This window comes from Pseudonocardia sp. 73-21 (genome assembly GCF_001899645.1).
Taxonomy (GTDB): Bacteria; Actinomycetota; Actinomycetes; order Mycobacteriales; family Pseudonocardiaceae; genus Pseudonocardia.
The window spans coordinates 21232-46925 of record NZ_MKVV01000098.1 but is presented as its reverse complement, the minus strand read 5'-3'; the positions used below and the strand labels follow the sequence as shown (position 1 = coordinate 46925).

24 protein-coding genes are annotated in these 25694 nt (G+C 73.4%); 10 read left to right on the top strand and 14 right to left on the bottom strand.

What is annotated here, in order from left to right:
- Positions 1–17 precede the first annotated feature (17 nt).
- The 4 genes from alaS to shbA all read right to left on the bottom strand — a co-directional run bounded on the left by alaS (position 18) and on the right by shbA (position 4295).
- Positions 18–2681 (bottom strand): alanine--tRNA ligase, encoded by a 2664-nt coding sequence (gene alaS / locus BGP03_RS31375; protein ID WP_298800633.1) that lies wholly within the window; start codon positions 2679–2681, stop codon positions 18–20.
- A 61-nt stretch (positions 2682–2742) separates the two neighbouring features.
- Positions 2743–3039: a DUF6167 family protein gene (locus BGP03_RS31370; RefSeq protein WP_296377544.1), complete on the bottom strand. Its 297-nt coding sequence runs from the start codon at positions 3037–3039 to the stop codon at positions 2743–2745.
- Positions 3036–3452, bottom strand: coding sequence for a DUF948 domain-containing protein (locus BGP03_RS31365; RefSeq protein WP_296377545.1), 417 nt, complete (start codon positions 3450–3452; stop codon positions 3036–3038). The genes BGP03_RS31370 and BGP03_RS31365 overlap by 4 nt, the downstream gene beginning before the upstream one ends.
- A gap of 93 nt (positions 3453–3545) precedes the next feature.
- On the bottom strand, positions 3546–4295 hold the full coding sequence (shbA, locus tag BGP03_RS31360) for an RNA polymerase sigma factor ShbA (RefSeq protein WP_363094835.1): 750 nt from the start codon (positions 4293–4295) through the stop codon (positions 3546–3548).
- Between the two features lie 377 nt (positions 4296–4672).
- On the opposite strand from shbA, the gene BGP03_RS31355 reads away from it, so the two are divergent.
- A complete protein-coding gene (locus BGP03_RS31355) occupies positions 4673–5365 on the top strand; it encodes a helix-turn-helix domain-containing protein (RefSeq protein ID WP_298800635.1) in 693 nt (230 codons plus the stop codon).
- Positions 5366–5668: 303 nt separating this feature from the next.
- On the opposite strand, the gene rocD is transcribed toward BGP03_RS31355, so the two are convergent.
- The 3 genes from rocD to BGP03_RS31340 form a co-directional block, all read right to left on the bottom strand.
- Positions 5669–6958 carry an ornithine--oxo-acid transaminase gene (gene rocD / locus BGP03_RS31350; protein WP_298799863.1) on the bottom strand — a complete coding sequence of 430 codons (1290 nt, stop codon included), beginning with the start codon at positions 6956–6958 and terminating at the stop codon, positions 5669–5671.
- On the bottom strand, positions 6955–7791 hold the full coding sequence (gene ddaH / locus BGP03_RS31345) for a dimethylargininase (protein ID WP_363094832.1): 837 nt from the start codon (positions 7789–7791) through the stop codon (positions 6955–6957). Before ddaH ends, rocD begins: the two co-directional genes overlap by 4 nt.
- Positions 7792–7945: 154 nt before the next feature.
- Complete coding sequence (locus BGP03_RS31340) at positions 7946–8407, bottom strand: Lrp/AsnC family transcriptional regulator (protein ID WP_298799862.1); 462 nt, start codon at positions 8405–8407, stop codon at positions 7946–7948.
- A 15-nt stretch (positions 8408–8422) separates the two neighbouring features.
- Between BGP03_RS31340 and BGP03_RS31335 the strand changes: the two genes are divergently transcribed.
- The 3 genes from BGP03_RS31335 to BGP03_RS31325 all read left to right on the top strand — a co-directional run bounded on the left by BGP03_RS31335 (position 8423) and on the right by BGP03_RS31325 (position 11432).
- The gene (locus BGP03_RS31335) at positions 8423–9643 is read left to right on the top strand and encodes an arginine deiminase (RefSeq protein ID WP_363094829.1); all 1221 of its coding nucleotides are present in this window, start codon (positions 8423–8425) and stop codon (positions 9641–9643) included.
- Between the two features lie 82 nt (positions 9644–9725).
- A complete protein-coding gene (locus BGP03_RS31330; protein ID WP_298799861.1) occupies positions 9726–10748 on the top strand; it encodes a DUF4185 domain-containing protein in 1023 nt (340 codons plus the stop codon).
- Between the two features lie 42 nt (positions 10749–10790).
- Positions 10791–11432: a LysE family translocator gene (locus BGP03_RS31325; RefSeq protein WP_298799860.1), complete on the top strand. Its 642-nt coding sequence runs from the start codon at positions 10791–10793 to the stop codon at positions 11430–11432.
- A 15-nt stretch (positions 11433–11447) separates the two neighbouring features.
- Here BGP03_RS31325 and BGP03_RS31320 read toward each other — a convergent pair whose 3' ends face one another.
- On the bottom strand, positions 11448–12938 hold the full coding sequence (locus BGP03_RS31320) for an AAA family ATPase (RefSeq protein WP_298799858.1): 1491 nt from the start codon (positions 12936–12938) through the stop codon (positions 11448–11450).
- Positions 12939–12998: 60 nt separating this feature from the next.
- On the opposite strand from BGP03_RS31320, the gene BGP03_RS31315 reads away from it, so the two are divergent.
- The 5 genes from BGP03_RS31315 (at position 12999) to BGP03_RS31295 (ending at position 16358) form a co-directional block, all read left to right on the top strand.
- The gene (locus BGP03_RS31315) at positions 12999–13256 is read left to right on the top strand and encodes a hypothetical protein (protein WP_298799857.1); all 258 of its coding nucleotides are present in this window, start codon (positions 12999–13001) and stop codon (positions 13254–13256) included.
- A gap of 7 nt (positions 13257–13263) precedes the next feature.
- A complete protein-coding gene (locus BGP03_RS31310) occupies positions 13264–14418 on the top strand; it encodes a PLP-dependent aminotransferase family protein (protein ID WP_296377553.1) in 1155 nt (384 codons plus the stop codon).
- 9 nt (positions 14419–14427) lie between these two features.
- On the top strand, positions 14428–14919 hold the full coding sequence (locus BGP03_RS31305) for an Lrp/AsnC family transcriptional regulator (RefSeq protein WP_296377554.1): 492 nt from the start codon (positions 14428–14430) through the stop codon (positions 14917–14919).
- The gene (locus tag BGP03_RS31300) at positions 14916–16070 is read left to right on the top strand and encodes an aminotransferase class I/II-fold pyridoxal phosphate-dependent enzyme (protein WP_296377555.1); all 1155 of its coding nucleotides are present in this window, start codon (positions 14916–14918) and stop codon (positions 16068–16070) included. The genes BGP03_RS31305 and BGP03_RS31300 overlap by 4 nt, the downstream gene beginning before the upstream one ends.
- 84 nt (positions 16071–16154) lie before the next feature.
- On the top strand, positions 16155–16358 hold the full coding sequence (locus BGP03_RS31295; RefSeq protein ID WP_296377556.1) for a hypothetical protein: 204 nt from the start codon (positions 16155–16157) through the stop codon (positions 16356–16358).
- Here BGP03_RS31295 and BGP03_RS31290 read toward each other — a convergent pair.
- From BGP03_RS31290 to BGP03_RS31270, 5 genes are all read right to left on the bottom strand, one after another.
- The gene (locus tag BGP03_RS31290; protein ID WP_296377557.1) at positions 16327–17133 is read right to left on the bottom strand and encodes an SGNH/GDSL hydrolase family protein; all 807 of its coding nucleotides are present in this window, start codon (positions 17131–17133) and stop codon (positions 16327–16329) included. The genes BGP03_RS31295 and BGP03_RS31290 overlap by 32 nt on opposite strands.
- Before the next feature lie 73 nt (positions 17134–17206).
- Positions 17207–18400, bottom strand: coding sequence for a hypothetical protein (locus BGP03_RS31285; RefSeq protein WP_298799856.1), 1194 nt, complete (start codon positions 18398–18400; stop codon positions 17207–17209).
- An 11-nt stretch (positions 18401–18411) separates the two neighbouring features.
- Positions 18412–19353 carry a DUF389 domain-containing protein gene (locus BGP03_RS31280; protein WP_296377559.1) on the bottom strand — a complete coding sequence of 314 codons (942 nt, stop codon included), beginning with the start codon at positions 19351–19353 and terminating at the stop codon, positions 18412–18414.
- Between the two features lie 9 nt (positions 19354–19362).
- Positions 19363–21135, bottom strand: a complete 1773-nt coding sequence (gene aspS / locus BGP03_RS31275) for an aspartate--tRNA ligase (RefSeq protein WP_298799855.1) — start codon at positions 21133–21135, stop codon at positions 19363–19365.
- 328 nt (positions 21136–21463) lie between these two features.
- Entirely contained in the window at positions 21464–23473 is a 2010-nt protein-coding gene (locus BGP03_RS31270) for an intein-containing Rv2578c family radical SAM protein (RefSeq protein WP_298799854.1), read from the bottom strand.
- A gap of 143 nt (positions 23474–23616) precedes the next feature.
- Here BGP03_RS31270 and BGP03_RS31265 point away from each other — a divergent pair, with 143 nt between their 5' ends.
- Complete coding sequence (locus BGP03_RS31265) at positions 23617–25005, top strand: YibE/F family protein (protein ID WP_298799853.1); 1389 nt, start codon at positions 23617–23619, stop codon at positions 25003–25005.
- A gap of 37 nt (positions 25006–25042) precedes the next feature.
- Here BGP03_RS31265 and BGP03_RS31260 read toward each other — a convergent pair whose 3' ends face one another.
- Positions 25043–25600 carry a methyltransferase domain-containing protein gene (locus tag BGP03_RS31260; RefSeq protein WP_298799852.1) on the bottom strand — a complete coding sequence of 186 codons (558 nt, stop codon included), beginning with the start codon at positions 25598–25600 and terminating at the stop codon, positions 25043–25045.
- Positions 25601–25694 lie beyond the last annotated feature (94 nt).

Below are 25694 nucleotides of genomic sequence, written 5' to 3'. Positions count from 1 at the left end.
CCGCCGATCATGGGGGTTCATGCCGAGGCGAGCCGGCGCCGGAGCGCGTCGATCGCCGCCGGGATGCCCGACGGGTCGGTGCCGCCGCCCTGCGCGAGGTCGGGCTTGCCGCCGCCCCGGCCACCCACGGCCGCGGCGAACGAGGGTACGAGCTTGCCCGCGGCCAGCCCGGCGTCGCGGGCGGCCGAGGTGGTGGCCACCACGAACGAGAGCTTGTCGCCGTCGGCGGAGAACAGCGCGACCACACCCGGCCGCGCCCCCAGCCGGCCGCGCACGTCCGACGCGAGCGCGCGCAGGTCGTTGCCGCCGATGCCGTCCGGCGCGGCGACGGCGACGAGCGCGGTGCCGGCGACGTCCTCCGCGGAGTCGGCGAGCGCACCGGCCGAGGACAGCACGGCGTCGGCGCGCACCTTCTCCAGCTCGCGCTCGGCCACCCGCAGCCGCTCGACGACGCCGCCGATGCGCTCGGGCAGCTCCTCGGGCTTGGCCTTGAACTGCTCGGCCAGCTGGGAGACGAGCACGTGCTCCTTGGCGAGGAACCGGAACGCGTCCAGCCCGACCAGTGCCTCGACCCGTCGCACGCCCGAGCCGATGGAGGCCTCCGACAGCAGCTTGACCAGGCCCAGCTGCCCGGAGCGGTGCACGTGCGTGCCACCGCAGAGCTCGCGGGAGTAGTCGCCGATCTCGACGACGCGCACCCGGTCGCCGTACTTCTCGCCGAACAGAGCCATGGCGCCGATGCGGCGGGCCTCGTCCTGCGTGGTGACGAACGCGCGCACCTCGTGGTCGTTGAGCAGGACGTCGTTCACCTCGTCCTCGACGTCGGCCAGCACGGAGGCGGGCACGGCGCCGGCGGGCGAGGTGAAGTCGAACCGCAGCCGGCCCGGCGCGTTGAGCGAGCCGGCCTGCGCGGCGGCGTCGCCCAGCGCCTTGCGCATGCCGGCGTGCACGAGGTGGGTGGCCGAGTGGGCGCGCGAGATGGCCTGGCGCCGGGTGACGTCGACCTCGGCCTGGACGGGCGCGTCGATCGTCACCTCGCCGTCGGTGACGGTGCCGCGGTGGACCGACAGCCCCGCCACCGGCGACTGGACGTCGGTGACCTCGACGCTGAAGCCGTCCCCGCGGATCCAGCCGGTGTCGGCCTGCTGGCCGCCACCCTCGGCGTAGAACGGGGTGCGGTCGAGCACGACCTCGACGGCCGTGCCCTTCCCGGCCGCGGGCACCCCCACGCCGTCGACGATGAGGCCGACGACCCGCGACTCGCCGGTGACGTCGGTGTAGCCGAGGAACTCGGTGCCCCCGGCGGCGTCGAGCACGGCGCGGTAGGCGGTGCCGTCGCTGTGGCCGGTCTTGTGCGCCTTCGCGTCGGCCTTGGCGCGGTCGCGCTGCTCGGCCATGAGCGTGCGGAAGCCCGGCTCGTCGACGGTGAGCCCGGCCTCGGCCGCCATTTCGAGGGTGAGCTCGATCGGGAAGCCGTACGTGTCGTGCAGCTTGAACGCCTGGTCGCCGGGCAGTCGGGTGCTGCCCGCCGCCTTCACGGTGGTGACGGCCGTGTCGAAGATCCGCGAGCCGGCCGTGAGCGTCTGGAGGAAGGACTCCTCCTCGTTGCGGACGACGGCGGAGATGCGCTCGAAGTCGGTGGCGAGCTCCGGGTAGGAGGGCGCCATCGCGTCGCGGACGACCTCGGCGAAGGAGTTCAGCACCGGCTCCTGCACCCCGAGCAGGCGAGCGGAGCGGACGATGCGGCGCAGCAGGCGGCGCAGCACGTAGCCGCGGCCCTCGTTGGACGGCGTGACGCCGTCACCGATGATCATCACACCGGAGCGCGCGTGGTCGGCGATGACGCGGAACCGGACGTCGTCCTCGACGTTCGCGCCGTAGCGGCGGCCGGAGAACTCCTCGGCGCGGCTGATCACCGGGCGCACGAGGTCGGTCTCGTAGACGTTCTCGACGCCCTGGAGCAGCGTGGCCACGCGCTCCACGCCCATGCCGGTGTCGATGTTCTTCTTGGGCAGCGTGCCGATCGGCGGGTGCTCCTCCTTGGGGCTCAGGTCCCCGCGGATGTCCTGCATGAAGACGAGGTTCCAGATCTCGAGGTAGCGGTCCTCGTCGGCCTCGGGTCCCCCACTCGTGTCGACACCGTCACGGCCGTGCTCGGGGCCGCGGTCGAAGTAGATCTCCGAGCAGGGCCCGCCGGGGCCGGGCACGCCCATGTCCCAGTAGTTGTCCTTGCCGCCGCGGCGCTGGATGCGCGACTCCGGCAGGAACTTCCGCCACAGCTCGAGCGCCTCGTCGTCGGTGCGGTAGACGGTGGCCCAGAGCTTGTCCGGGTCGATGCCGAAGCCCGCCCCGGAGGTGATCAGCTCCCAGGCGTGCTCGATCGCGCCGGCCTTGAAGTAGTCGCCGAAGGAGAAGTTGCCGGCCATCTGGAAGAAGGTGTTGTGCCGCGTGGTGCGGCCGACCTCCTCGATGTCGCCGGTGCGCACGCACTTCTGGATGGACGTGGCGCGCGGGTAGGGCGCGGGCGCGTCGCCGAGGAAGTAGGGCTTGAACTGCACCATGCCGGCGTTGACGAACAGCAGCGTGGGGTCGTCGAGGATCAGCGACGCGCTGGGCACGCGGGTGTGCCCGGTGGAGACGAAGTGGTCGGTGAAACGGCGGATGATCTCGTGGGTCTGCACGGGAATGGCCTTCGGATGCTGGGGTCGAGTGGGAGACGGGGACGGCAGGAGCCGGGAGAGATCAGGCCCCTGCCCGTGGCGCTCGCGCCCGCTTCTCGGGCGCCAGCGCCTCGGAGTAGGTCGGAACGTGGTCGCCCGTGCGCCGCTCCACCAGCTGCGTGAGCTCCTGCTCGCGCTCGCTCATCCCGGCGCGCACCTCGGCACCGAACGCGCCGAGGCCGGCCCCGAGCTCGCGCAGGCCGTCGGCGATGTTGGCGCCGATGCCCGCGGGCGTCAGGGCCTGCGCGGCGGCGGTGGCGCGGCGGGAGGCGTACACGCCGGCGGCCACTCCCACGCCCAGCCAGAAGAGCCGCTTCACTTCTTCTTCCCCCGACGCAGACGCCCGGGACGCGAGCGCAGCGAGTGCTGGCCGGCGTCCTTCCCGGCCCGGCGGGCCTTCACGGCCTTGTTCAGGCCGTAGGAGAACGCGGCGGCGCGCACGAGCGGGCCACCCATCGTGGCCGTGAACAGCGACGTCAGCACCGAGACGTTGCTCGTGACGGTGCGGGCGCTGGAGGTGATGCCGTCGACGCGCTCCAGCTGGGTGTTGACCTGGTGCAGCGTGGTCTGGGCGTTGTCGAGCAGCGGCGCGCTGCCCTCGTGGGCCTTGCGGATCGCGATCGTGGCCTCGTCGAGCGTCCTCCCCAGCTTGAGCAGGGGTACGGCCAGCAGCACCACGAGGACGACGAAGGCCCCCGCGGCCACCAACGCAGCGATCTGGCCAGCCGACACGAAGCTCTCCTCACCTACCGCACTCGACACCTCACCGACCGGGAGATGATCGCCGATCAGGCTACTCCCCGGACGGTGCGGCGCCGGACGGGGTCACACCTCGGGGACCACCGTGAGCGGCACGTAGTCGGCGGGGTCGACCTCGTCGTCGTCCGGGCCGCCGATGACGCCGCGCAGCCGGTTGAGCGCACGGTGCTGCGTGACCCGGACCGCACCCGGGGTGGATCCGACCATCCTGGCCGTCTCCTCCGCCGAGAGCCCGACCGCGATGCGCAGGACGAGGACGTCGCGTTGACGGGGGGTGAGGCAGTGCAGCAGGCCGCCCAGCCGCTCGACGCGCTCGGCGGCCAGGAGGCGCTGCTCGGGCCCGTCGAGGACGAGCTGGGTGTCGGGCAGCTCGGCCACCGGCTCCGACTTGTTGCGACCGATGGCCCGGAACGCGTCGGTGACCTTGTGGGCGGCGATGCCGTAGACGAACGCACGGAACGACAGGCCCTTGATGGTGTAGCTCGGCAGCGCACCGACCACGGCGAGGCATACCTCCTGCGCGACGTCGTCGGCCGAGCCGATCGCGGTCTCCTGGCGCCCGAGCCGGCCGCGGCAGTAGCGCAGGACGAGCGGCTGGATCTCGGCCAGCAGGCGATCGCGTGCCCCGCGATCACCCGCCACGGCGTCGGCCACGAGGCTCTCCAGCAGCGCGGGCGTCCCGGTGGTCGCCCCGGCGATCTCCGCGATCTCCGCGATCTCCGCGACGAACTGGACGTCGCCGACCGGGTCGACGAGCTCGATCGGCCCGACCGCTTCCTTCACCGGCTGGGACTCGGGGTAGGCGAGAGCGCTCATCGGGCGGTGCCGTACGAGGCGGTGCTGGTGCTGGTGGCGATCGTCTCGCCGGAGTACGCGGACATCATGGGTTCCCCTCCCCTACGCCGGCGACTACCGCCGGCGTGACACGGATGCGTGTCACCCGACCGGTTTTCTGGGGCCGGGTTCCACATGGCGCAGCCGTACCGTCGTACGCACCGAGGAGAGAGCGCAGGACCTGCTGGATACCTGCGATGTCCCCCGACTGCAGGTGCCCTGCTGTTCCCTCGGCGCCGCCGCGCAATCACCGTGCCCTGTGACTGTCCGACGTCGTTCTACCTTCAAGTAAGCATTTTGGGTGACACCCCAGTTGGAGTCAAGAGAAGTTTGGCTTCGGATTGGTTACTCTGCGCGCGATGCCTGCCTCCGACGAGTCCCACGAGGACGACCCCAGGGCCCGCGCCGCACGCACGAAGCGTGACCGCACCCGACGCGCTCTGCTCGACGCCGCCGACTCGGCCTTCGGCTCCCGGGGGTGGGCCCGCACGCGCATGGAGGACATCGCGCAGTCGGCCGGGGTCAGCGCCGCCACGGCCTACAACCACTTCCCCACCAAGCACGCCCTGCTCGGGCACGTCTACCAGCCGCTCGTCCGGCCGCTGATCGTCCAGGCCCACAACGACATCGCCGCGGGCCGGTCGATGCTGGACGCGATAGACGACCAGGTCAGGGCCCTGTGCCGGGTGACGGATCGGAACCACGAGCTCACGGCGGCGCTCTGGTCGGCCGTGCAGGAGTACACGATCCGCGTCGGCGGCGCTGCGGACCCGGACGACCAGGACGACCCGCGGACGCTCGTCCCGATCCCGGAGGCCCTGCTGCTGCTGATCGCCCACGGGCAGGAGACCGGCGAGCTCCGCCCGTACCCGTCGGCCCTGGAGATGAGCACCCTGGTGGTCAACCTGCTCCTGCTGCGCAGCGTCAACCGGCCCGGCGAGACGCCGCAGACCACGGCCGAGCTGCTACTCACCGTCATCTTCGGATCACTGCGCCCCGACCTCATTCTGATCACCGACAGCGACGAGCGGCCGTTCCGACGCGCCCAATAACGTAGGACGCCCTACTACTGACCGTGTACGGCCACCCCCCGAACGGGCGAACGGCCACCGTTGCTCCGTGCGCGAGTCGACGGTCTCCCGTGCGCGAGTCGGCGGTCTCCCGCCCGCGAGTCGGCGGTTCTCCGCCCGCGAGTCGGCGGTTCTCCGCCCGCGAGTCGGCGGTTCTCCGCCCGCGAGTCGGCGCGTTCCGGTCCGCGGGTCGCCGGGTCAGGGCGAACGGGTCGACCTCCGGAAACCGCCGACTCGCGCTCCGGAAACTGCCGACTCGCGCACGGAGAACCGCCGACTCGCGGGTCAGGGCAGGTCGGACAACGCGCCGGTCAGGGCGTCGACCGCCTCGTGCAGCTCCCGCTCGGTGATCACCAGCGGCGGGGACAGGCGGATCGTCGAGCCGTGGGTGTCCTTGACGAGCACGCCCCGACGCATCATCGCCTCGCTGACATCGCGACCGGTACCCAGCCGCGGGTCGACGTCGACCCCGGCCCACAGCCCGGTCCCCCGCACCGCGACGACGCCGTGACCGACGAGCGCGGCCAGCCGCCCGTGCAGCACGTCGCCCAGACGCCGGGCGCGGGCGAGCATGCCGGCTGGTCCCTCGTCGGCGAGCAGGGTGATGACCGCGCGGCCGACGGCGCAGGCCAGCGGGTTCCCGCCGAACGTCGAGCCGTGCTGGCCGGGGTGCAGCACGCCGAGCACGTCGGCGTCGGCGACCACGGCCGAGAGCGGCATGATCCCGCCGCCGAGCGCCTTCCCGAGCAGGTAGACGTCGGCGTCCACGCCGGTGGCGCGGGTGGCCAGCAGGTGCCCGGTGCGCCCGAGGCCGGACTGCACCTCGTCGGCGACGAACAGCACGCGCGCCGCGTCGCAGACCGCCCGGACGGCCGGCAGGTAGCCCGCGGGGGGGACGACCACGCCGGCCTCCCCCTGGATCGGCTCGACCAGCACGGCCACGGTGTCGGGGGTGATCGCGGCCTCGAGCGCCGCGGCGTCGCCGTAGGGCACCACGACGAACCCCGGCGTGAACGGGCCGAAACCGCCGCGGGCGTCGGGGTCGGTGGAGAAGCCGACGATGGTGGTGGTGCGGCCGTGGAAGCCCCCGGCCGTCACGACGATCTGCGCGCGGTCCACCGGCACGCCCTTGACCTCGTAGCCCCACTTGCGGGCCACCTTGATCCCCGACTCCACCGCCTCGGCGCCGGTGTTCATCGGGAGGACCGTCAACCTGCCCGACCAGGACTCGCGGTAGGACCCAGGGGCCGGCGGTCCGGAGTTCTCCGCATGCCTGCCGAGGAGCCCCGACAGCTCCGCGCAGAACGGCCCCAGCTGGTCGCTGCCGAACGCGCGGCTCGTCAGCGTCACGCGGTCGAGCTGGCGGTGTGCGGCGGCGAGCAGGTCCGGGTGGCCGTGGCCGAAGTTCAGGGCGGAGTATCCGGCGAGGCAGTCGAGGAACTCGCGGCCCTCGACGTCGGTGACCCGCGAGCCGTGCGCCTGCGCCACGACGACCGGCAGCGGGTGGTAGTTGTGCGCCGAGTACTGCTCGACGAGGTGCTCGTGGTGCTCGGTCGCGGTCTCCGTCGTGGTCATGCCCGAACCTCCAGGGTGCAGCACTTGGGTCCGCCACCGCCCTTGAGCAGCTCGGACAGGTCGATCGGGACGGGGGTGAAGCCGCGCTCGGCGATCGCGGCGGCCAGACCGCCCGCGGCGACGGGGAGGACGACGTTCCGCCCGTCGCTCACGGCGTTGAGCCCGAGCACGTCGGCGTCGGCCGGTCCGGCCTCGAACGCGTCGGGGAACCGCATCCGCAGCACGGCCTGCGACGCCGGGGAGAACGCCGCGGGGAGCCAGGCGATCGTCGAGTCGTCCAGCACGGCGATCGCGGTGTCGAGGTGGTAGAAGCGCGGGTCGACGAGCTCCAGAGGCACGATCTCGCGGCCGAGCACTCGCGCGGCCTCGACGTGGGCGAGCGGGTCGGTGCGGAACCCGGTGCCGGCGAGCACGAGATCGCCGACGGCGAGCAGGTCGCCCTCCCCCTCGTTGACGAACTCCGGATCGACGACGCGCGCGAACCCGTGGCCCCGGAACCAGGCCAGGTGCGACGCGGCCTCGGCCGCCCGCTCGGCGTGGCGGAACCGGGCGCCGAGCACCACCCCGCCGACGACGGTGGCGCCGTTGGCCGTGTAGACCATGTCGGGCAGCCCGGCGACGGGGTCGAGCAGGTCGACGCGGTGGCCGAGGTCGACGTAGGTCGCGCGGAGGTTCTCCCACTGGCGGACGGCGAGGTCGCGGTCGACGGGGACGGTGACGTCCATCCACGGGTTGATCGCGTAGGTGACGTCGAAGTGCTCGGGCCGGCACATGACGTAGTGCCGGCGGGTGGCGGTGCGCCGGGTGGACGGGGCGGGAAGAACGCTGGTCACGGGCTCGCTCCACGGTTGAAGGCGGGGTGGGCCGCGGCCTCGATGCCGGGGTGGCTCAACGGTAGGAAGCGCGCCATCGGCGGACAATCAGCGGATGTTGTCCCTGGGCGACCGATCGTTGCGTGTTCTCCGGGAGTGACGACGGATCGTTGCGTCAGCTCGCCGGGCGGTGCGGCGCGGCCGGGCGGCGGAGCAGCGGGCTCAGGACGAGCACCGATTTCGTCCGCGAGACGAACGACGCCGCGCTGATCTTCTCCAGCACCTGCTCGAAGTGGCGCATGTCGACGGCGAGGATGCGCAGCACGGCGTCGGCCTCGCCCGAGACCGTGCTGGCCTCCACCACCTCCGGGAACCGCTTGACCGCGGCGCGGATCGTCTCCGGCGCGGTGCGGGCGCGGCAGTACAGCTCGACGTAGCCCTCCACCGACCAGCCCAGCGCGCCCGGGTCCAGCCGCACCGTGAAGCCGGTGATGGCGCCGCCCGCCCGCAGCCGGTCGACCCGCCGCTTCACCGCCGACGCGCTCAGCCCGACCTCCGCGCCCAGGTCGGCGTAGCTGCGCCGCGCGTCGTCCACGAGGAGGGCGACGATCTGCTCGTCCAGGCCGTCGAGATTCACGGCAGTATCTTGCCCATGTACCGAGTCGACTCCGAGGTCGGACAGCTCCGTCAGGTGATCCTGCACCGGCCGGGCCTGGAGCTGAAGCGCCTCACCCCGGGCAACAAGGACCGCCTCCTGTTCGACGACGTGCTGTGGGTGCACCGCGCGCAGGAGGAGCACGACCGGTTCGCCGAGGTGCTGCGCGAGCGCGGCGTCACCGTGCACCTGTTCGGTGAGCTGCTGCGCCGGACCGTCGCGCTGCCCGAGGCCAAGAAGTACGTGCTCGACAGCATCTTCGACGAGCGCGTGTACGGCCCGATGGCGATCGACGCGCTGCGCAACTGTTTCGACGCCATGGACGACGACACGCTCACCGAGCACCTGATCGGGGGCATCACCAAGCGTGAGGTGCGCGACCGCATCCCGGAGCCGCGCTCGGTGGCGTTCCACGTGCTCGATCCCGACGACTTCGTGCTCGAACCCCTGCCCAACCACCTCTACACGCGCGACACGTCGGCCTGGATCCATGGCGGTGTCTCGATCAACAGCATGCGCAAGCTCGCCCGGATGCGCGAGACCGTGCACTACGAGGCCGTCTACCGCTGGCACCCGCTCTTCGCCGACGGCGACTTCGAGGTGTGGTCCGAGGGCGCCGTCAACGGGCCGGCCACCACCGAGGGCGGCGACATGCTCGTGCTCGGCGGCGGCGCCGTGCTGATCGGGATGAGCGAGCGGACCACGGCGGCGGGCGTCGAGCGGCTGGCGCGGCGGCTGTTCGCGGGCGGCGAGGTGGACCGGATCGTCGCACTGCGGATGCCCGAGACCCGCGCGCTGATGCACCTCGACACCGTGATGACGATGGTCGACCCGGAGACGTTCACGAAGTACGCCGGGCTCGGGATGCTCCCGGCGTACACGGTGCGGCCGGGTGACAACGACAAGGAGCTCGACGTCACCGACCACGAGCCCCGGGACATGCACGCCGCCATCGCCAAGGCGCTGCACCTGCCGGAGATCCGCGTGCTGACCGCCGAGCAGGACGTGCACGCCGCCGAACGCGAGCAGTGGGACGACGGCTGCAACACCCTCGCCGTCGCGCCCGGCGTGGTGATCACCTACGAGCGCAACGTCACCACCAACGCGTTCCTGCGCGGCCACGGGATCGAGGTGCTGGACATCCCGGGAGGCGAGCTGGGTCGGGGCCGGGGCGGCCCCCGCTGCATGAGCTGCCCGGTGCAGCGGGACGCGGTGTGAGGGCTTGCCGGAGTGCCAGTAAAGCCACTTTGCTGGCACCAGATGACAGGAAAGCCACTTTGCTGGCACCGGGGGGCGCTCCGTGAAGCTCGCGTCCAAGGTCCGCGATCTCACCGGGCCCGGCCACACCGACCGCTTCGACATCGGGGGCACCGACCTCGGCGCCACCGTCACCGCCCCGGACGGGCGGCTGGTCTCGGTCTTCGGTGACACGTTCGCCCGGGCCGGCGTGGGCGGGCGCGGCTGGCGGGCGCCCGTCGTGCTCTTCGGCGACCCCGCCACCGCTACCACCGGCATCGAGTGGACCGGCTCCGCGGGCCGGGGCGAGCGGGCGCGGCAGGTGGTGCGCTACGTCCACAGGACCGTCCGGCGGTGGGGGCGTCGGGTCCGGCGTGTCACCACCGTGCTCCCCACCGACCTCATCACGATCGGTGACACCATCTACCTGCACGTGATGGTGTGCCGCGAGCTGGGCAACGTCCGCTGGACGGAGCTGCACCGCTCACGCGACAACGGCGCCAGCTGGCGCCCGACGGGCGTGCGCTGGGCCGCCGGCCACCACGACGGCTTCTTCCAGATGCTCACCTGGGAACGCGGCGACGACGGGTTCGTCTACGTGCTGTCCACCGGTTTCCAGCGCGACAAGGGCCTGATCCTGCAGCGGGTGCCCGAGGACCAGCTCGCCGACAGGGACGCCTGGGAGGGCTGGGGGCTCACCGACGCCGACGGCTGGGGCTGGGGCCGGCCACCGACCGTCGCCCTGACCGGGCGGTTCGGGGAGCTGTCGCTGCGCCGCGTCGAGGGCCGCTGGATGCTCGCGTTCTTCGACCAGGAGCACTACGCGATGGACGTCATGGCGCTCGGCTCCCCCACCGCCGACCTGTACACCGCCCCCCGCGCGACGGTGCTGCGCGGCTGCAACTGGGAGGACGAGGACCACGCCGCCGGCCGGGTGGCCCAGCTCTACGGCGGCTACATCGTGCCCGGGAGCACGCTCGCCGACCTGCACCTCGTCGTGAGCCAGTGGAACACCGCGACGAACTGGCCGTACCGGGCGATGCAGTTCCACGTCGACGCCAGCGGGCTGGTGGCCACTTCCCCGTAGGTGGCCGTGGCCCCCGTGCCCGTCGCGCCGCCTACTGGACACATGATCAGCACCGCCTCGGCCGTCGGCATCGCGCTGGTGGCGCTCGGCCTCGTCCTCACGCCCGGCCCGAACATGATCTACCTGGTCTCGCGGTCGATCACGCAGGGCCGACGGGCCGGGCTGGTGTCGCTGGTGGGGGTGGCGATCGGGTTCGGGGTCTACCTCGCCGCCGCGACGGCCGGGGTGGCGTCGGTCTTCGCGACGGTTCCGGTGGCGTACGAGGTGCTCAAGGTCGCCGGTGCCGGGTACCTTCTGTTCCTGGCGTGGCAGGCGGTGCGGCCGGGCGGCACCGCCGTGTTCGCGCCGAAGGAGCTCCCCGTCGACACCCCGCGCCGGCTGCTGGTGATGGGCCTGGTCACGAACCTGCTCAACCCCAAGATCGCCGTGCTGTACGTGGCGCTGCTGCCCCAGTTCGTCGACCCCGCCCGCGGTTCCGTGGCGGCGCAGAGCCTGGTGCTGGGGTCGATCCAGATCGCGGTCGCGCTGACCGTCAACGCACTGATCGTGCTGAGCGCCGGCGCCCTGGCCGCGTTCCTGGGTGGACGCCCCGCCTGGCTCCGCACCCAGCGCTGGGTGATGGGCGGGGTCCTGGGCGCCCTGGCGGTGCGCCTGCTCGCGGACCGCACCCGGGCGGCGCCCTGATCCATGCCCGTTCGATCAGCGGCCGCGGATCGCGCGCCTCAGCTTCTCCAGCCTCTCGCGCAGCGTGCGTTCGCCGCCGTGGGGGGTGGGGCGGTAGTAGTCCTTGCCCACCAACGCATCCGGCGGGTACTGCTGCGTGACCACCCCGGCGGGGTCGCTGTGCGGGTAGCGGTAGCCCACCGCGTTGCCGAGCTTCTCCGCACCCGCGTAGTGGCCGTCGCGCAGGTGCGGGGGCACCGCCCCGGTCGCCCCGGCCCGGACGTCGGACATGGCCTCGTCGATCCCGACGATCACGGCGTTCGACTTCGGGGCCGTCGCGAGATGCAGCGTGGCCTGGGCCAGCGCGATCCGGCACTCCGGCAACCCGACGAGCTGCACGACCTGCGCGGCGGCCGTAGCGGCCTGCAGCGCGGTCGGGTCGGCCAGGCCGATGTCCTCGCTCGCGTGCACCATCAACCTCCGCGCGATGAACCGCGGGTCCTCCCCCGCCACGAGCATGCGGGCGAGGTAGTGCAGCGCGGCGTCGGGGTCGGAGCCGCGGATGGACTTGATGAACGCGCTGATGACGTCGTAGTGCTGGTCGCCCTGGCGGTCGTAGCGGACGGTGGCCTCGGTGACGGCCCGCTCGACCCCGACGACGTCGATCACGGTCTCGCCCGTGCCGACCACGCCGTCCGCGGCGGCCTCCAGGGCGGTCAACGCCCGGCGCCCGTCCCCGCCGGCCAGCCGCACGATCGCGTCCTCGGCGTCCTGGTCCAGGGTGACCGTGCCGTTGAGGCCCCGCTGATCGGTGACGGCCCGGCGCAGCAGTTCACGCACGTCGTCCTCGGTGAGCGACTGCAGCTGCAGCACCAGCGACCGCGACAGCAGCGGCGACACCACCGAGAACGACGGGTTCTCCGTGGTCGCGGCCACGAGCAGCACGAGCCGGTCCTCGACGGCGCCGAGCAGGGCGTCCTGCTGGGTCTTGGAGAAGCGGTGGACCTCGTCGATGAACAGGACGGTCTGCTGGTCGTGGTGGTCGCGGCGGCGACGCGCGTCGGTGATCACCTCGCGCAGCTCCTTCACCCCCGAGGACAGTGCCGACAGGGCGACGAAGTGCCGCGAGCCGACCTGCGACAGCAGCCGCGCGATCGTGGTCTTGCCGGTGCCGGGCGGGCCGTAGAGCAGCACGGACGCCGCCGCGCCGCCCTCCACGAGCCGGCGCAGCGGCGCGCCGGGGCGGAGCAGATGCTCCTGGCCGACCACCTCGTCGAGAGTCCGGGGGCGCATGCGGGCGGCCAGGGGCGCTGTGACTTTCCGCGCCTCCGGCGCCGCGACTTTCCGCGCCTCCGGCGCCGCGACTTTCCGCGCCTCCGGCGCCGCGACTTTCCGTGCCTCCGGCGCCGCGACCCTTCGCGCCTCCGGCGCCGCGACCCTTCGCGCCTCCGGCACGGTGGCCCCGACCCGGTCGACGGCCGGAGACGGCTCTGGCTCGTCGATGTCGAACAACCCTTCGCCGGTCACCACTCCACCCTGCCACCGGCCGCCGACATCGTCGGAGGTGCCCATGCCGGTCGGGGCCCGGTGGGAACGTCCGAGGCGTCGGAGGGAGAGACGAACCCGGCCCGGTTCGCGGCAGCAGACATCCTCGTCGACGTGGAGATCCTGTCCGCCACCGTCACTCCCGACCCGGACGCCCGCACCACCCGATTCTCCCATATATCGGGAATCGAGTTCCGATCTGCGGGACCGCCCGGCATCATCGACGGCAGGCCCCACCGCGGCCCGCGCCCACCCGCCCTGTCGATCCAGGACGTGACCACCCCGTCCGATCGACCGTGAGGTTCCCGTGATCACGCTCTCCACCAGGCTCGATGCCGTCCGCGGCTCCGCCATCCGCGACCTGCTCACCCTCACCGCCCGCCCGGAGGTCCTGAGCCTCGCCGGCGGCCTTCCCGCCGCCGACCTGCTGCCCCGCGAGCGCATCGCCGAGGCCGCCGCGGCGGCACTCCACGACCCCGCCTCCGTCCAGTACGGCGAGACGGCCGGCCTCGCCCGCCTGCGCGAGGTGCTGGCCGAGCACGAGTCGCGCCGCTGCGGGAGGCCCGTGTCCGACGTCGTCGTCACCACCGGCTCCCAGCAGGCCCTCGACCTGCTCGCCCGCGTCCTGCTCGACCCCGGCGACACCGTGGTCGTCGAGGACCCCGTCTACGTCGGGGCGCTGCAGGTGTTCCAGGCCGCCGGCGCCGCGCTGCACACCGTGCCGCTGGACGGCGACGGCATGCAGGTCGACGTGCTGGCCCAGCGTCTCGCGGCCGGCCTGCGGCCGAGGCTGGTGCACACGGTCAGCAGCTTCCACAACCCGCGCGGCGTCACCATGAGCCCGGAACGCCGCCGCGAGCTGGCCGCGCTCGCCGACCGCCACGGCTTCCTCGTCGTCGAGGACGACCCGTACGGGCTGCTCGCCTTCGACGGCACCCCGCCCGTCCCGGTCGCGGCGCACGGCGAGCGGATCGTGCGGCTGGGCAGCGCGTCGAAGATCCTCGCCCCCGCCCTGCGCGTCGGGTGGATCACCGGTCCGGCCCCGGTCTGCGCGGCCGTCGAACGCCTCAAGCAGTGCACCGACCTGTGCACGTCGTCACTCACCCAGGCGATCGCGGCCGACCTGCTCGCCGACACGGCCTGGTTCGGCGCGCACCTGGAGCGCGTCCGCACCGTGACCGCGGCCCGCGCCCGGGCGTTCTGCGGCGCCGTCGCCGAGCTGTTGCCCCAGGCCGGCTGCACGGTGCCGACCGGAGGCATGTTCTGCTGGCTCACCTTCCCGGACGGCACCGACACCGCCGCACTGCTGCCCAGGGCGCTGGAGCACGGTGTCGCGTTCGTTCCCGGCAGCGCGTTCGCCGTGGACGCGACCCTGCCGTCGTCGATGCGCTGCTGCTTCGCGTCCCTCCCGGCGGGTGACCTCCGCGAGGCGGTGGGGCGGCTCGCGGCGAGTGCGACGTAGGGTCGGTCCGTGCGGCAGATCCTCGAACTCCTGGAGCGCGACGCCCAGCTCTCCCCCGACACCATCGCGACGATGCTGGACCTCCCGGTCGAGCAGGTGCGCGAGGCGATCTCCGGATGGGAGGCCTCGGGCGCGATCCGCCGCTACAAGGCCGTGGTCGACTGGGACGCCGTCGACGAGGACCCCACACGCGAGACCGTCACCGCCTTCATCGACGTCTCCCTGGCCCCCGCCCGCGGCGTCGGGTTCGACGACGTGGCCGCCCGCATCGCGCGGTTCCCCGAGGTGCGCAGCGTCTACCTCGTCTCGGGCAGCCAGGACCTGCGCTGCACCGTGGACGGCGCCACGATCCGCGCGGTCTCGGACTTCGTGTCGCAGAAGCTCTCCACCATCGACCGCGTGCGCTCCACGGCCACGCACTTCGTCCTCAAGACCTACAAGCGCGACGGCGACGACTTCGCCAAGGCCGAGCCCGACCACCGTCTGCCGGTCACGCCGTGAAGCCGCTGAACTCGGTCATCGCCGCCTGCCCGCCGTCGGGCATCCGGCGGTTCTTCGACATCGCCGCCGATATGGACGACGTGATCAGCCTCGGCGTCGGTGAGCCCGACTTCGTCACGCCGTGGCGCGTGCGCGAGGCCGGCATCTACGCCCTGGAGCACGGCTACACCACCTACACCTCCAACGCGGGCCTGCCCAAGCTCCGCGAGCTGATCTGCGCCGATCTCGCCTCCCGCTACGGCGCCACCTACGACCCCGGTGCCGAGTGCCTGATCACCACCGGCGTCTCCGAGGGCCTCGACCTCGTGTTGCGGGTGCTGCTCAACCCCGGTGACGAGGTGATCGTCCCGGAGCCCTGCTACGTCGCCTACGAGCCCTGTGTGGCGTTCGCCGGTGGCACCCCGGTGCGCGTGCCCACGCGCGCCGACGACGGCTTCGCGATCGACGCCGACGTGGTGGCCACCGCGATCACGCCGAACACGAAGGCCATCCTCATCGGCTCGCCGGCCAACCCGACGGGCGCCGTGCAGCCCCGGGCGGCGCTGGAGGCCCTGGTCCGCCTGGCCGAGGAGCACGACCTCTACCTGATCTCCGACGAGATCTACGACCGGCTCACCTACACCGGCGCGCACACGTGCCTGGGCACGCTGCCCGGCGCGCGCGAGCGCACGGTACTGCTGGGCGGGTTCTCCAAGGCCCACGCCATGACGGGCTGGCGGGTGGGCTGGATCTGCGCGCCCGCCGCCGTCGCGGAGCTGTGTGTGCGGGTGCACCAGTACACGATGCTGTGCGCTCCGCACGTCTCCCAGCTCGCCGCCGTCGAGGCGCTGTCCGGGTCCGACGACGACGTCGAGGCGATGGTCGCCGACTACGACCGGCGCCGGCGCGTGTTCGTGAAGGGGCTGCGCGAGATCGGGCTCGACTGCCCCGAGCCCGGTGGCGCCTTCTATGCGTTCCCGTCGATCCGCGCCTCGGGCCTGGACTCCGAGACGTTCGCGGAGAAGCTCCTGCAGGCCGAGCACGTGGCCGTGGTGCCCGGCGGGGTCTTCGGGCCGTCGGGCGAGGGCCACGTGCGGTGCTCCTACGCGACGGCGCTCCCCCAGCTGGAAGAGGCCCTGGTCAGGATCGACCGGTTCCTGCGAGCCCTGTGACGTCCGGTAGTCGGACGTCAACGCACCGCACCCTTCGCACGCCGTTCACAGCACCGCAAAGTGCGGCCGCCACTCTTCGGTGGCATGGAGACCCACACATGCCCTCTCTGCGCCCTCGCCCGCACCACCGCTGATGCCGCCGGGCTCAGCTGGAGCAGCCAGCACGAGCGCGACCGTACCGTCACCTGGATCTGCCCCACCTGCACCCGCGCGCAGCTGTGGCTGATCGAGGCCGGCCTGCCCGTCACCGGCGACTTCACCGCACGCGAGCTCGACCAGGCCGCCTGACCAGCTCCGACACCAACCCCTGTACGACCACCGGGCCGAGGTCGCGGCTGCGGTGGACCAGCCACGGCACACCCTTGGCGACCAGCCAGGCCACGCGGTGCGCGGCCGTCACCTCCCGCCCACCCGCGCACTCCAGACCCACCGGACGCGGCACGGCGAACCCCGCCCCGGCCAGCAGCGCCGCGAAGCCGGCCGCGAGCATCCGGTGCCCCTGCTCCGAGGGGTGCAGCCGGTCCACCGCCCACGCGGACCGCTCGTAGGCGCCCGGCAGGTCGCCGACGTCCAGCACGTCCACCCCCGGCCCGGCCATCCCGTCGACGACGCCGTTGAGGGCCTCGATCCGGCGGCCCAGCGCCCGCCGCAGCGGGGCGGGCAGCCGGAACACCCGCGTGTGGTCGTGGTAGCGCACCAGCAGGACGTGGGCGCGGGCGTCATGCAGCTCGCGCACGATCGCGGCGGCGTCGGACCGCATCGCCGCGGGGTCGAAGTCCGACCGCAGCGTGTCGTTCATCCCGACGAACAGCACCACGACGTCCGGGGCCGCGGCCAGCGCCACCGGGAGCTGCTCGCGCCGCACGTCGGCCATCCGGGCGCCGGTGCGCGACGGGTTGACCAGCACCGACGCGCCCAGGGCGTCGCGGAGCAGGACGGGGAAACCGCGCCAGCCACCACCCGGAGCCGGGTCGCCGAGGCCGACGGAGGTGGAGTCGCCGAGCGTCACGAGGGTGCGCGCGACGCGCAGCACCGGGAGGGGCGGAGTGATCCATGCCGGCACGGCCGACACGATCACCGACGTGGGCTCACCGGCGGTGTGCGCAGGGTGACGCGTCGGCGTCGGATCGGGGAACTTACGCGGCGGTGCGGAAGGCCGGGTAGACCGGCAGCGCGTTGGGCGAGTCGGGGAACCGCTTGCCCAGCGCCTCGGCCACCATCGTGCCGAGCTCGGCCGTGGCCGGGCGGTCCGCCGACTCCGCGGCCACGGCGAGCTGGCGCCAGTAGTGGGCGAGCGCCGTGCTGATCCGCGGGGAACGGGTGGCGTCGGGGCCGACCGGCAGGTCCTTCACCCGGATCCGCGGCAGCATCCACCAGGTGCACAGCCACACCCACAGCAGGTGGGCGTCGAGCAGCCGCTGCTCGAGCACGCCCGGCACGTCCAGGTCGGGCCACACGGCGGCGACCTCGTTGCGCCAGGCCTCCAGCATCGTCTCGGCCATGCCGTCGGGCAGTGCGAAGCTGGCCTCGCAGCCCGGGAACGGCACGCGGAAGTAGGCGGCGTCGAGGGAGATGTCGCGGAAGCAGCCCCATTCGAAGTCGACGAACCGCACGCCCTTGCTGGTGACGAGGTTGTTGTCCGGGCAGGTGTCGGACGGGCTGAACGCGCGGTAGCGGGTGCCGCCCAGCAGCCGGGCGGTGTCGTAGGCCTCCCGCGTGGCGGCGGGCGGCACGTGCACCCCCAGCTCCTGGGCGAGCAGCCCGGCCACGCCGGCGAACGCGGCGCGGGCGTCGTCGGCCATCGGATCGCGCCACGTGCGTTCCCCGAGGCGGCGCAGCAGGGCCCCGAAGTCGTCCTCCCGGCCGGCCGTTGCCGCCTGCATCCGGCCCAGCCCGCGCGCCCAGCTCAGCAGGCAGCGCTGCGCGGCGGCGGGATCGGGGCCGAAGAGCTTGTCGGCGAGCGTGGAGCTGCGGCCGAGGTCCTCCAGCACGAGCAGCCGCGCCTGGGGGTCGTGGGCGATGAGGATGGGGCTGGGGCGGGCGTCGGCGGGCAGCGCCGTGAACAGCTGGCAGCTGGCCACCTCGTAGCGGAAGGGATCGGGACGCCCCGGCGTGGGCTCGTCGAGGTAGTGCTTGACGACGAGCGTGCGGGGCAGCGAGAAGGGGTTGCGGGCCACGCGGGCCCGGGCGACGACCGACCGGTCGCTGCCGCCGAGGTCCTCCGGATCGGCCAGCACGACGCCGGCCCCGGCCCTGCGGGTGAGCAACCGCTCCGCCGCGGCCAGCGCCGCGAGCACCGGCCTGGGGAACCTGCCCAGGTCGTCGTCCATTGCCTGCGACCCTACCCCGCCGACAGCCGCCGCCGTCCCCGCCCACGCATGCCGGGACGGCGCGCGAGCATCAGGACCAGCACGGCCGCGACGACGATCCCCACCACGTTGACGACCAGCTGCAGCGCCGACCCCAGGGCCTCGGCGTAGCGGCCCTCGACCAGCGCGACCGAGGCGAACGCGGCCGCCGGCACGGTGGTGACCGAGATGAACACCCCCACCAGCGACGCCGACTTCGCCGAGGTCAGCGCGAGCATCCCGGCCGCGCCCGCGAGCAGGGCGACGATGAAGGAGAACGGCCCGACCTTGTAGATGAAGTCCACCTGGTCGAGGTTGTCCAGGGCGGAGGTCGACAGGAACCCGACCGCGTCGAACAGCAGGGTGGCCAGCGCCGTGACGACCATGGCCAGCGGGAAGCCCGCCGTGAGGGCGATCACACCGCGCCGCACGAGATCGCCGCGCCGCAGCACGAGGCCGACGGCCACCGCGGCGAGCGGCCCGAACTCCGGGCCCAGCACCATCGCGCCCACGACCGTGACCGACGAGTCGGTGATCGCCCCGATCGCGGCCAGCAGGCACGCGATCGTCAGGAACGCCTGGTAGCCGATCGACAGCCGCGAGTCCTCGCCGGTGCGGGCCACCAGCTCGTCCCAGATGACCGCGTCGTTGGGGTCGCCGGGCACCGCCTCCTCGGCGGCGTCGGCGTGGTCGGACAGGGTGGTGTCGATGATCTCCAGCGTGACGCCGCCGCTGTGGTCGACACCGAGGTCGCGAAGGCCGGCGAGCACGTCGTCGACGGCCTCCCGGGTGACGTCGGCCTCGACCAGGTCCCCCGCCGGCTCCACCGCCACGCCCGGCTGCACCGTGACGTGGGTGGCGCCGGGCTCGGCGATCAGGAGGTCGCGGACCGCGTCCGTCCGGTCGGACGGCGCGATCACCCGAAGATGTTGCACAGCCTGCGATCAGGCCTGCTTCGGCGGGGCCGGCTTGGCGTCGACCCCGGCCTCCTTGCGCTGTTCGGGCGTGATCGGCGCGGGCGCGGAGGTCAGGGGGTCGAAGCCGCCGCCCGACTTCGGGAACGCGATGACGTCACGCAGCGAGTCGGCGCCGGTGAGCAGCATGCAGATGCGGTCCCACCCGAACGCGATGCCGCCGTGCGGGGGCGGGCCGTAGGCGAACGCGTCGAGCAGGAAGCCGAACTTCTCCCGCTGCTCGGCCTCGTCCATGCCCAGCAGCGCGAACACGCGCTCCTGGACGTCGGAGCGGTGGATACGGATGGACCCACCGCCGATCTCGTTGCCGTTGCAGACGATGTCGTAGGCGAACGCCAGTGCCTCCGACGGGTCCTCCTCGAACCGGTCCATCCAGTCGCCGTTGGGCGAGGTGAACGGGTGGTGCACGGCGGTCCAGCCCAGCTCGTTGCCCTTGTCGTCGCGGATGCGCTCGAACATCGGCGCGTCGACGATCCAGACGAACGACCACGCGCTCTCGTCGACCAGCCCGCAGCGCTGCGCGATCTCGCCGCGCGCCGCCCCGAGCAGGGCGCGGGCGTCCGACGGGTGCCCGGCGGCGAAGAAGATGCAGTCACCGGGGGCGGCGCCGACGGCCTTGGCCAGCCCGTCGCGCTCGGCCTCGGACAGGTTCTTGACGACCGGCCCGCGCTCGTCGACCGTGCCGTCCTCGCCGATGAGCACGTAAGCGAGCCCGCGGGCGCCGCGCTGCTTGGCCCATTCCTGCCAGCCGTCGAGCGTGCGCCGGGCCTGCGACGCCCCGCCCGGCATGACGACGGCGCCGACGTAGGGATTCTGGAACACCCGGAACTGGGTGTCGGCGAAGTACTCCGTCATGTCGGTGAGCTCGATGGCGAAGCGCAGGTCGGGCTTGTCGGAGCCGTAGCGGGCCATCGACTCGGCGTAGGTGAGCCGCGCGATCGGCCGCGGGATCTCGTAGCCGAGGAGCTCCCTCCACAGCGCCGCGGTGATGGTCTCGCCGAGCTCGATGACGTCGTCCTGCTCGACGAAGCTCATCTCGATGTCGAGCTGGGTGAACTCCGGCTGGCGGTCGGCGCGGAAGTCCTCGTCGCGGTAGCAGCGCGCGATCTGGTAGTAGCGCTCGGTGCCGGCCACCATCAGGAGCTGCTTGAACAGCTGCGGGCTCTGCGGCAGCGCGTACCAGGAGCCGGGCTTGAGCCGGGCGGGCACGAGGAAGTCGCGGGCACCCTCGGGCGTGGAACGGGTGAGCGTGGGCGTCTCGACCTCGACGAAGTCGCGGTCGTGCAGCACCGTGCGCGCCACCCGGTTGGCCTCGCTGCGCAGGCGCAGGGCCGCAGCGGGGCCGCTGCGGCGCAGGTCCAGGTAGCGGTGCTTGAGCCGGATCTCCTCACCGACCTCGCTGTAGCCGTCGATCGGGAACGGCAGCGGCGCCGACTCCGACAGCACGGTGAGCGCGGTGACGGTGACCTCGATGGCGCCGGTGGGCAGCTCGGGGTTGTCGTTGCCGTCCGGGCGCAGCACGACCTCGCCGGTGACCTGCACGCAGAACTCGGAGCGCAGGCGGTGGGCCCGCTCGGCCATCTCGCCCTCGCGGAACACGACCTGGGCCGATCCGGAGGCGTCGCGGAGGTCGATGAAGATCACGCCGCCGTGATCACGGCGGCGGGCCACCCACCCGGCGAGGGTCACGGACTGTCCGGCGTTCTCGGCACGCAGGCTGCCGGCGGGGTGGGTACGCATCACGGTGCGAGGTTATCCGGGCACCCCCGGCACCCGGCCACCAGGTTTGCCGCACCGCCCACCGCGACCGGCCCAGCGCTCGGCACGTGATGTCACGATGAGCTCGTCGACTCCTTAGCGTGACGTCTACCCCTCTGATTACTACGGAGAGTGCTCGACATGCGCCGAGGGGTAGCAGGGTCCGCGGGTCCCTGGCCGGGCTTCCCCTCCGCGCGGAGTCGGCCGCCCGGAGGCTCGGAGGACGCCACGCGGCGACGCTCCGGCCGCGGCGGCGGCGCGTCGCGTTCGCCCTCGCCGCCCCGGTCGTGATGCTCGCGGCCGGTGGATGGTCCTAGAGCAGGCTCAGCTGCTCCCCCTCGTCGGTCGGTGGATCGGCGACCACCGCGCCCACCCCGCGGAGCACCGGGAAGCTCCCGGCCAGCCCGTGACGGCGCAGCAGCGGCGTGACCCGCTCCCCCAGCGCACGCCGGTACTCCGGGTCGACGTAGGCCCCGCGCCGGTAGAGCCGCGCGTACCGCTCGACGAGGCCGGGGTGCTCGCGCGCCAGCCAGGCCAGGAACCACTCACGGGTGCCCGGGCGCAGGTGCAGGGCCATCACGCTGGCCCCCGTGGCGCCCGCGGCCGCGATCGGCCCGAGCAGGGCGTCGAGGGCCTCGGCGGAATCGGTGAGCAGCGGCAGCACCGGGGCCACCATCACCCCGCACGGCAGCCCGGCGTCGGTGATCCGGCGGACGAGGTCGAGCCGCGCCGCCGGGGACGGCGTGCCGGGTTCGAGGCGGCTCTGCAGACCGCGGTCGACCAGCGCGATCGACACCCCCAGCCCGACCGGCACGTCGGCGGCCGCGGCCGTCAGCTCGGGGAGGTCACGGGCCAGGACGGTGCCCTTGGTCAGGACCGAGAACGGGGTGCCCCACCGGGCCAGCGCGCCGATGACGCCCGGCATCAGCCGGTAGCGGCCCTCCGCGCGCTGGTAGGGGTCGGTGTTGGTGCCCATCGCCACGGCCTCGCGCTCCCACGACGGCCGTTTGAGCTGCCGTTCCAGCACGCGCGCGACGTTGACCTTGACGACGATCTGGCTGTCGAAGTCGGCCCCGGCGTCCATGTCGAGGTAGGTGTGGGTGTTGCGCGCGAAGCAGTTGTGGCTGACCACGCCCTCGGCCACGAAGTCGCCCGTGCCGGTGGTGATGTCGTACATGGTCATCGTCAGTCCCAGCGGGCGGACGTCGACGACCTCGAGCTCGGGCCCGCCGGTGACCGGCACCCCACCCACCGGGTGCCGGTGGCGCCCCACGGCCGGGTCGGCCACCTGCACCAGCCGCGTCAGCGACGCGGGCCCGCCGACCACCCGCACCACCCGCTCGCCGCCGCGGCGTCCGACGGCGAAGCGGAACCCGAGCCGGTGCAGGGCACCGGCGGCGGACCCGACGAGCTCGTCGTCGACCCCCGCCCCGACCACCAGCTCCCCGGCCTCGACCCGGCCGCGGGCGTCGATCAGCCCGCCCAGGAACCCGGCGCACCACTCCGAGCCGGGACGCTCCGGAGCGCGCACGACGTCGGCCAGCACCGGTCGGGGACGCGGTCGCAGCGCGACCCGGCCCGGTTCCGGCGCCCCGACCGCGACGGGGCCGTGGCGCGCGGGTGACCCGGCCGCGAGGAAGTGGTGGGCGCGGCCCAGTGCCTCGAGCTCGACCTGCGCCGAGGGGAAGCCGTTCCCGTCGTCGTGCACGCCGTCGCCGCGCACCAGTCCGGCCAGGTAGCCCTGGCGGTAGGCCGGCGTGTGCGGCCGGGGCCCCGCGACCTGACCGGGCCCCAGCAGCGCGCTCCCCGGTTCCAGCCGCGGCCGCCGCCCGGACCGGCACCAGCCCGCCGCGACGTGCCGCCAGCCCCGGTCGGTGAGGAACCGGTGCTCGCCGCTCGCGACGATCTCGGTGCCGCCCGCCAGCCGCACGCGGTGCGCGGGCTTGGTGGTGGACCAGTGGGCGAGCACGGTGGTGGGCACGTAGGTGCGCCGGCCGTCGACCTTCGTGGTGCCCATGACCGCGTCGCCCACCCTCAGCTCCGCGATGGGGCGGGTGCCGCCGTCCGCGAGGAGCACGCGGGTGGGGCCCGCCAGGCAGTAGACGCAGGCGTGGGAGCAGCCGCGGTAGGGGTTGACCGTCCACCGGAACGGCATCGGTGACGGCCCCGGCACCCGGTTGAGCACCGACCGCGCCTCCACCTCGTGGAACACCGTGCCGGCGAACTCCGGCGTGCGCACCGTGCGCAGCAGGCCACGCATCCCCGGCAGGGCATCGTCGGACCCGACGCCGTCCTCGAGAACCTGCTGCCCGCTCCACCGCATGACTCTAGTCGAACACACGTTCGAGTCGAACGCAACGGTTCACTGTCCGTCGCCGACGGCCCGGTGCGGACCCCCCGATCGTGTGACCCGCATCCAGGCGGATCCCCGAGCGCGACGCACAGCGGGGTTGGCAGGATGGGTCGATGCCGACCGCCCGGGGGGTCTCCCCGACGCCCGACGACGCCGGCCGGCACCGCCACGGCCGCCCGGGCACGGTCCCGCTGACCCCGCCCCGGGGCATGCCCCCGCAGCCCCCGCGCAACGTCGCGGCGCGCCACTCCGAGGCCCGCACCGAGCCCGTTCCGGTCGTGCCTCCCGACGAGCTGTGGTCCAGGCCCGCGGGGCTCCGCAAGCAGGAGGAGCCGGCACCCGATCACGATCATGGCCACGGCCACGGCCACACCCCCGCGGCCCCGGCTGGACGCCGCGTACGGCTGTTCATCGCCGCGCTGCTCGTGCCGTGCGCGATCGCCACGCTCGTCGGGCTCGCCGTGCTGTGGCCCACCGCCGCGGCCCCGGCCGCCAACTCGGGCACGCCGGTGCACGGCCGGATCACGGCCACCAAGGTCTCGGAGTGCTCCCCGGGCAGCGGCGACAACGGTTGCCTGGCGCTCGTCGTCCACATGACCGACGGGCCACTGCCCGGTCGCGACCTCGCCCAGCTGGTCCCGGTCGAGCCCAGCACGCCCCGGTACGCGGTGGGCGACGAGATCGTGTTGAGCTTCTCCGGCGGCAACCCCGACGACCCCGGCTCGTACTCGGTCGTCGACTTCGAGCGCGGCGCCTCGCTCTGGTGGCTCGCGGGCCTCTTCGCCGCCGCCGTGCTGGTGCTGGGCCGCTGGCGCGGGCTCGCGGCGCTCGTGGCCCTGGGCCTGAGCTTCGTGGTGCTGATCGTGTTCGTGCTCCCGGCGATCCTGCAGGGCCACAACCCGCTCGCCGTCGCGATCGTCGGCGCCTGCCTGATCATGTTCGTGGTGCTGTATCTGACCCACGGCCCGTCCGCCCGGACGTCGACGGCCGTGCTGGGCACCCTGGTGTCACTGGCGCTGATCGGGGCGCTGAGCTACGGCTTCTCCGTGGCCTCGGAGCTCACCGGGCTCGACGAGCAGACGAGCACGCTGATCCAGTCGCTCGGCACCGCCGTGGACGCGCGCGGCCTGCTGCTCGCCGGGATGGTCATCGGCGCGCTGGGCGTGCTCGACGACGTCACCGTCACGCAGACCAGCGCCGTGTGGGAGCTGCGGCGGGCCGACCCCACCATGAGCGCCCGGGGCCTGTTCGCCTCGGCGATGCGGATCGGCCGCGACCACGTCTCGTCGGCGGTGAACACGCTCGTGCTGGCCTACGCGGGCGCGTCGTTGCCCCTGCTGCTGCTGTTCACGCTGTCCGGGCGCGGCCTCGGCGACGTGATCACGAGCCAGGACGTGGCCACCGAGGTGGTCCGCACGCTGGTGGGCAGCATCGGGCTGGTGGCCTCGGTGCCGATCACCACGGCCCTGGCGGCCCTGGTGGCGAGCCGGGAACGCCACTGACCGCGTCATGGCCGACCGGGTGTGCTGCTCGCAGGGGTTACGGGGCCCGCGCGGAGGATGCGGGGTCTGCGCGGACGGCCCGGGCCACGATGTGGGCCTCGCCGTCGACCTCGCGCTGGAGGAGGACGTCGAGGCCGGCGAAGGCCCCCTCCAGTTCGCCGGCCGGGGCGCGGAAGGGGCCGGGCTCGTCGTCGACCTCCGAGAGCACGGTGACCACCAGCAGGCCACCGGGCGCGAGCCGCTCGACGAAGGTCGGGTAGAGCGCGGGGTCGCGGAACCGCTGGCAGACGACGACGTCGTAGGGCCCCGCGCAGACCGGGGGAAGCCCGAGATCGAGGTCGGCGCGGACGGCCCGCACACCCTCGACCTCGGCGACGGTGGCGAGCGCCACCGGGGACACGTCCACCGCGTCGACGACGAACCCGCGCTCGGCGAGCCACCGCGACACCGCCCCACGCCCGCACGCGACATCCAGCGCGAGCCCGCCGGACGGCAGCAGGTCGAGGCGCCCCCGCAGCGCGTCGGGCGGCAGCGGACCCACCGCGTCGACGGCGCCGTGCCGCGCGTCCCACCGCCGGGCGTCCTCGTCGCTCACCGTGCGGCTCCCACGTGATCGCCACGGACCGCACACCGACGCCCTGACGAGGACGTCAGCGTGCGGCGCGCCGCGATCACCGGCCGGCCGCTCA

Excerpts from the sequence above, each read along its gene's own strand:
- shbA (WP_363094835.1), bottom strand. The coding sequence starts at position 4,295 with ATGAGCGCTCTCGCCTACCCCGAGTCCCAGCCGGTGAAGGAAGCGGTC.
- BGP03_RS31355 (WP_298800635.1), top strand. The coding sequence starts at position 4,673 with ATGCCTGCCTCCGACGAGTCCCACGAGGACGACCCCAGGGCCCGCGCC.
- rocD (WP_298799863.1), bottom strand. The coding sequence starts at position 6,958 with ATGACCACGACGGAGACCGCGACCGAGCACCACGAGCACCTCGTCGAG.
- BGP03_RS31335 (WP_363094829.1), top strand. The coding sequence starts at position 8,423 with ATGTACCGAGTCGACTCCGAGGTCGGACAGCTCCGTCAGGTGATCCTG.
- BGP03_RS31325 (WP_298799860.1), top strand. The coding sequence starts at position 10,791 with ATGATCAGCACCGCCTCGGCCGTCGGCATCGCGCTGGTGGCGCTCGGC.
- BGP03_RS31295 (WP_296377556.1), top strand. The coding sequence starts at position 16,155 with ATGGAGACCCACACATGCCCTCTCTGCGCCCTCGCCCGCACCACCGCT.
- BGP03_RS31285 (WP_298799856.1), bottom strand. The coding sequence starts at position 18,400 with ATGGACGACGACCTGGGCAGGTTCCCCAGGCCGGTGCTCGCGGCGCTG.
- BGP03_RS31270 (WP_298799854.1), bottom strand. The coding sequence starts at position 23,473 with ATGCGGTGGAGCGGGCAGCAGGTTCTCGAGGACGGCGTCGGGTCCGAC.
- BGP03_RS31265 (WP_298799853.1), top strand. The coding sequence starts at position 23,617 with ATGCCGACCGCCCGGGGGGTCTCCCCGACGCCCGACGACGCCGGCCGG.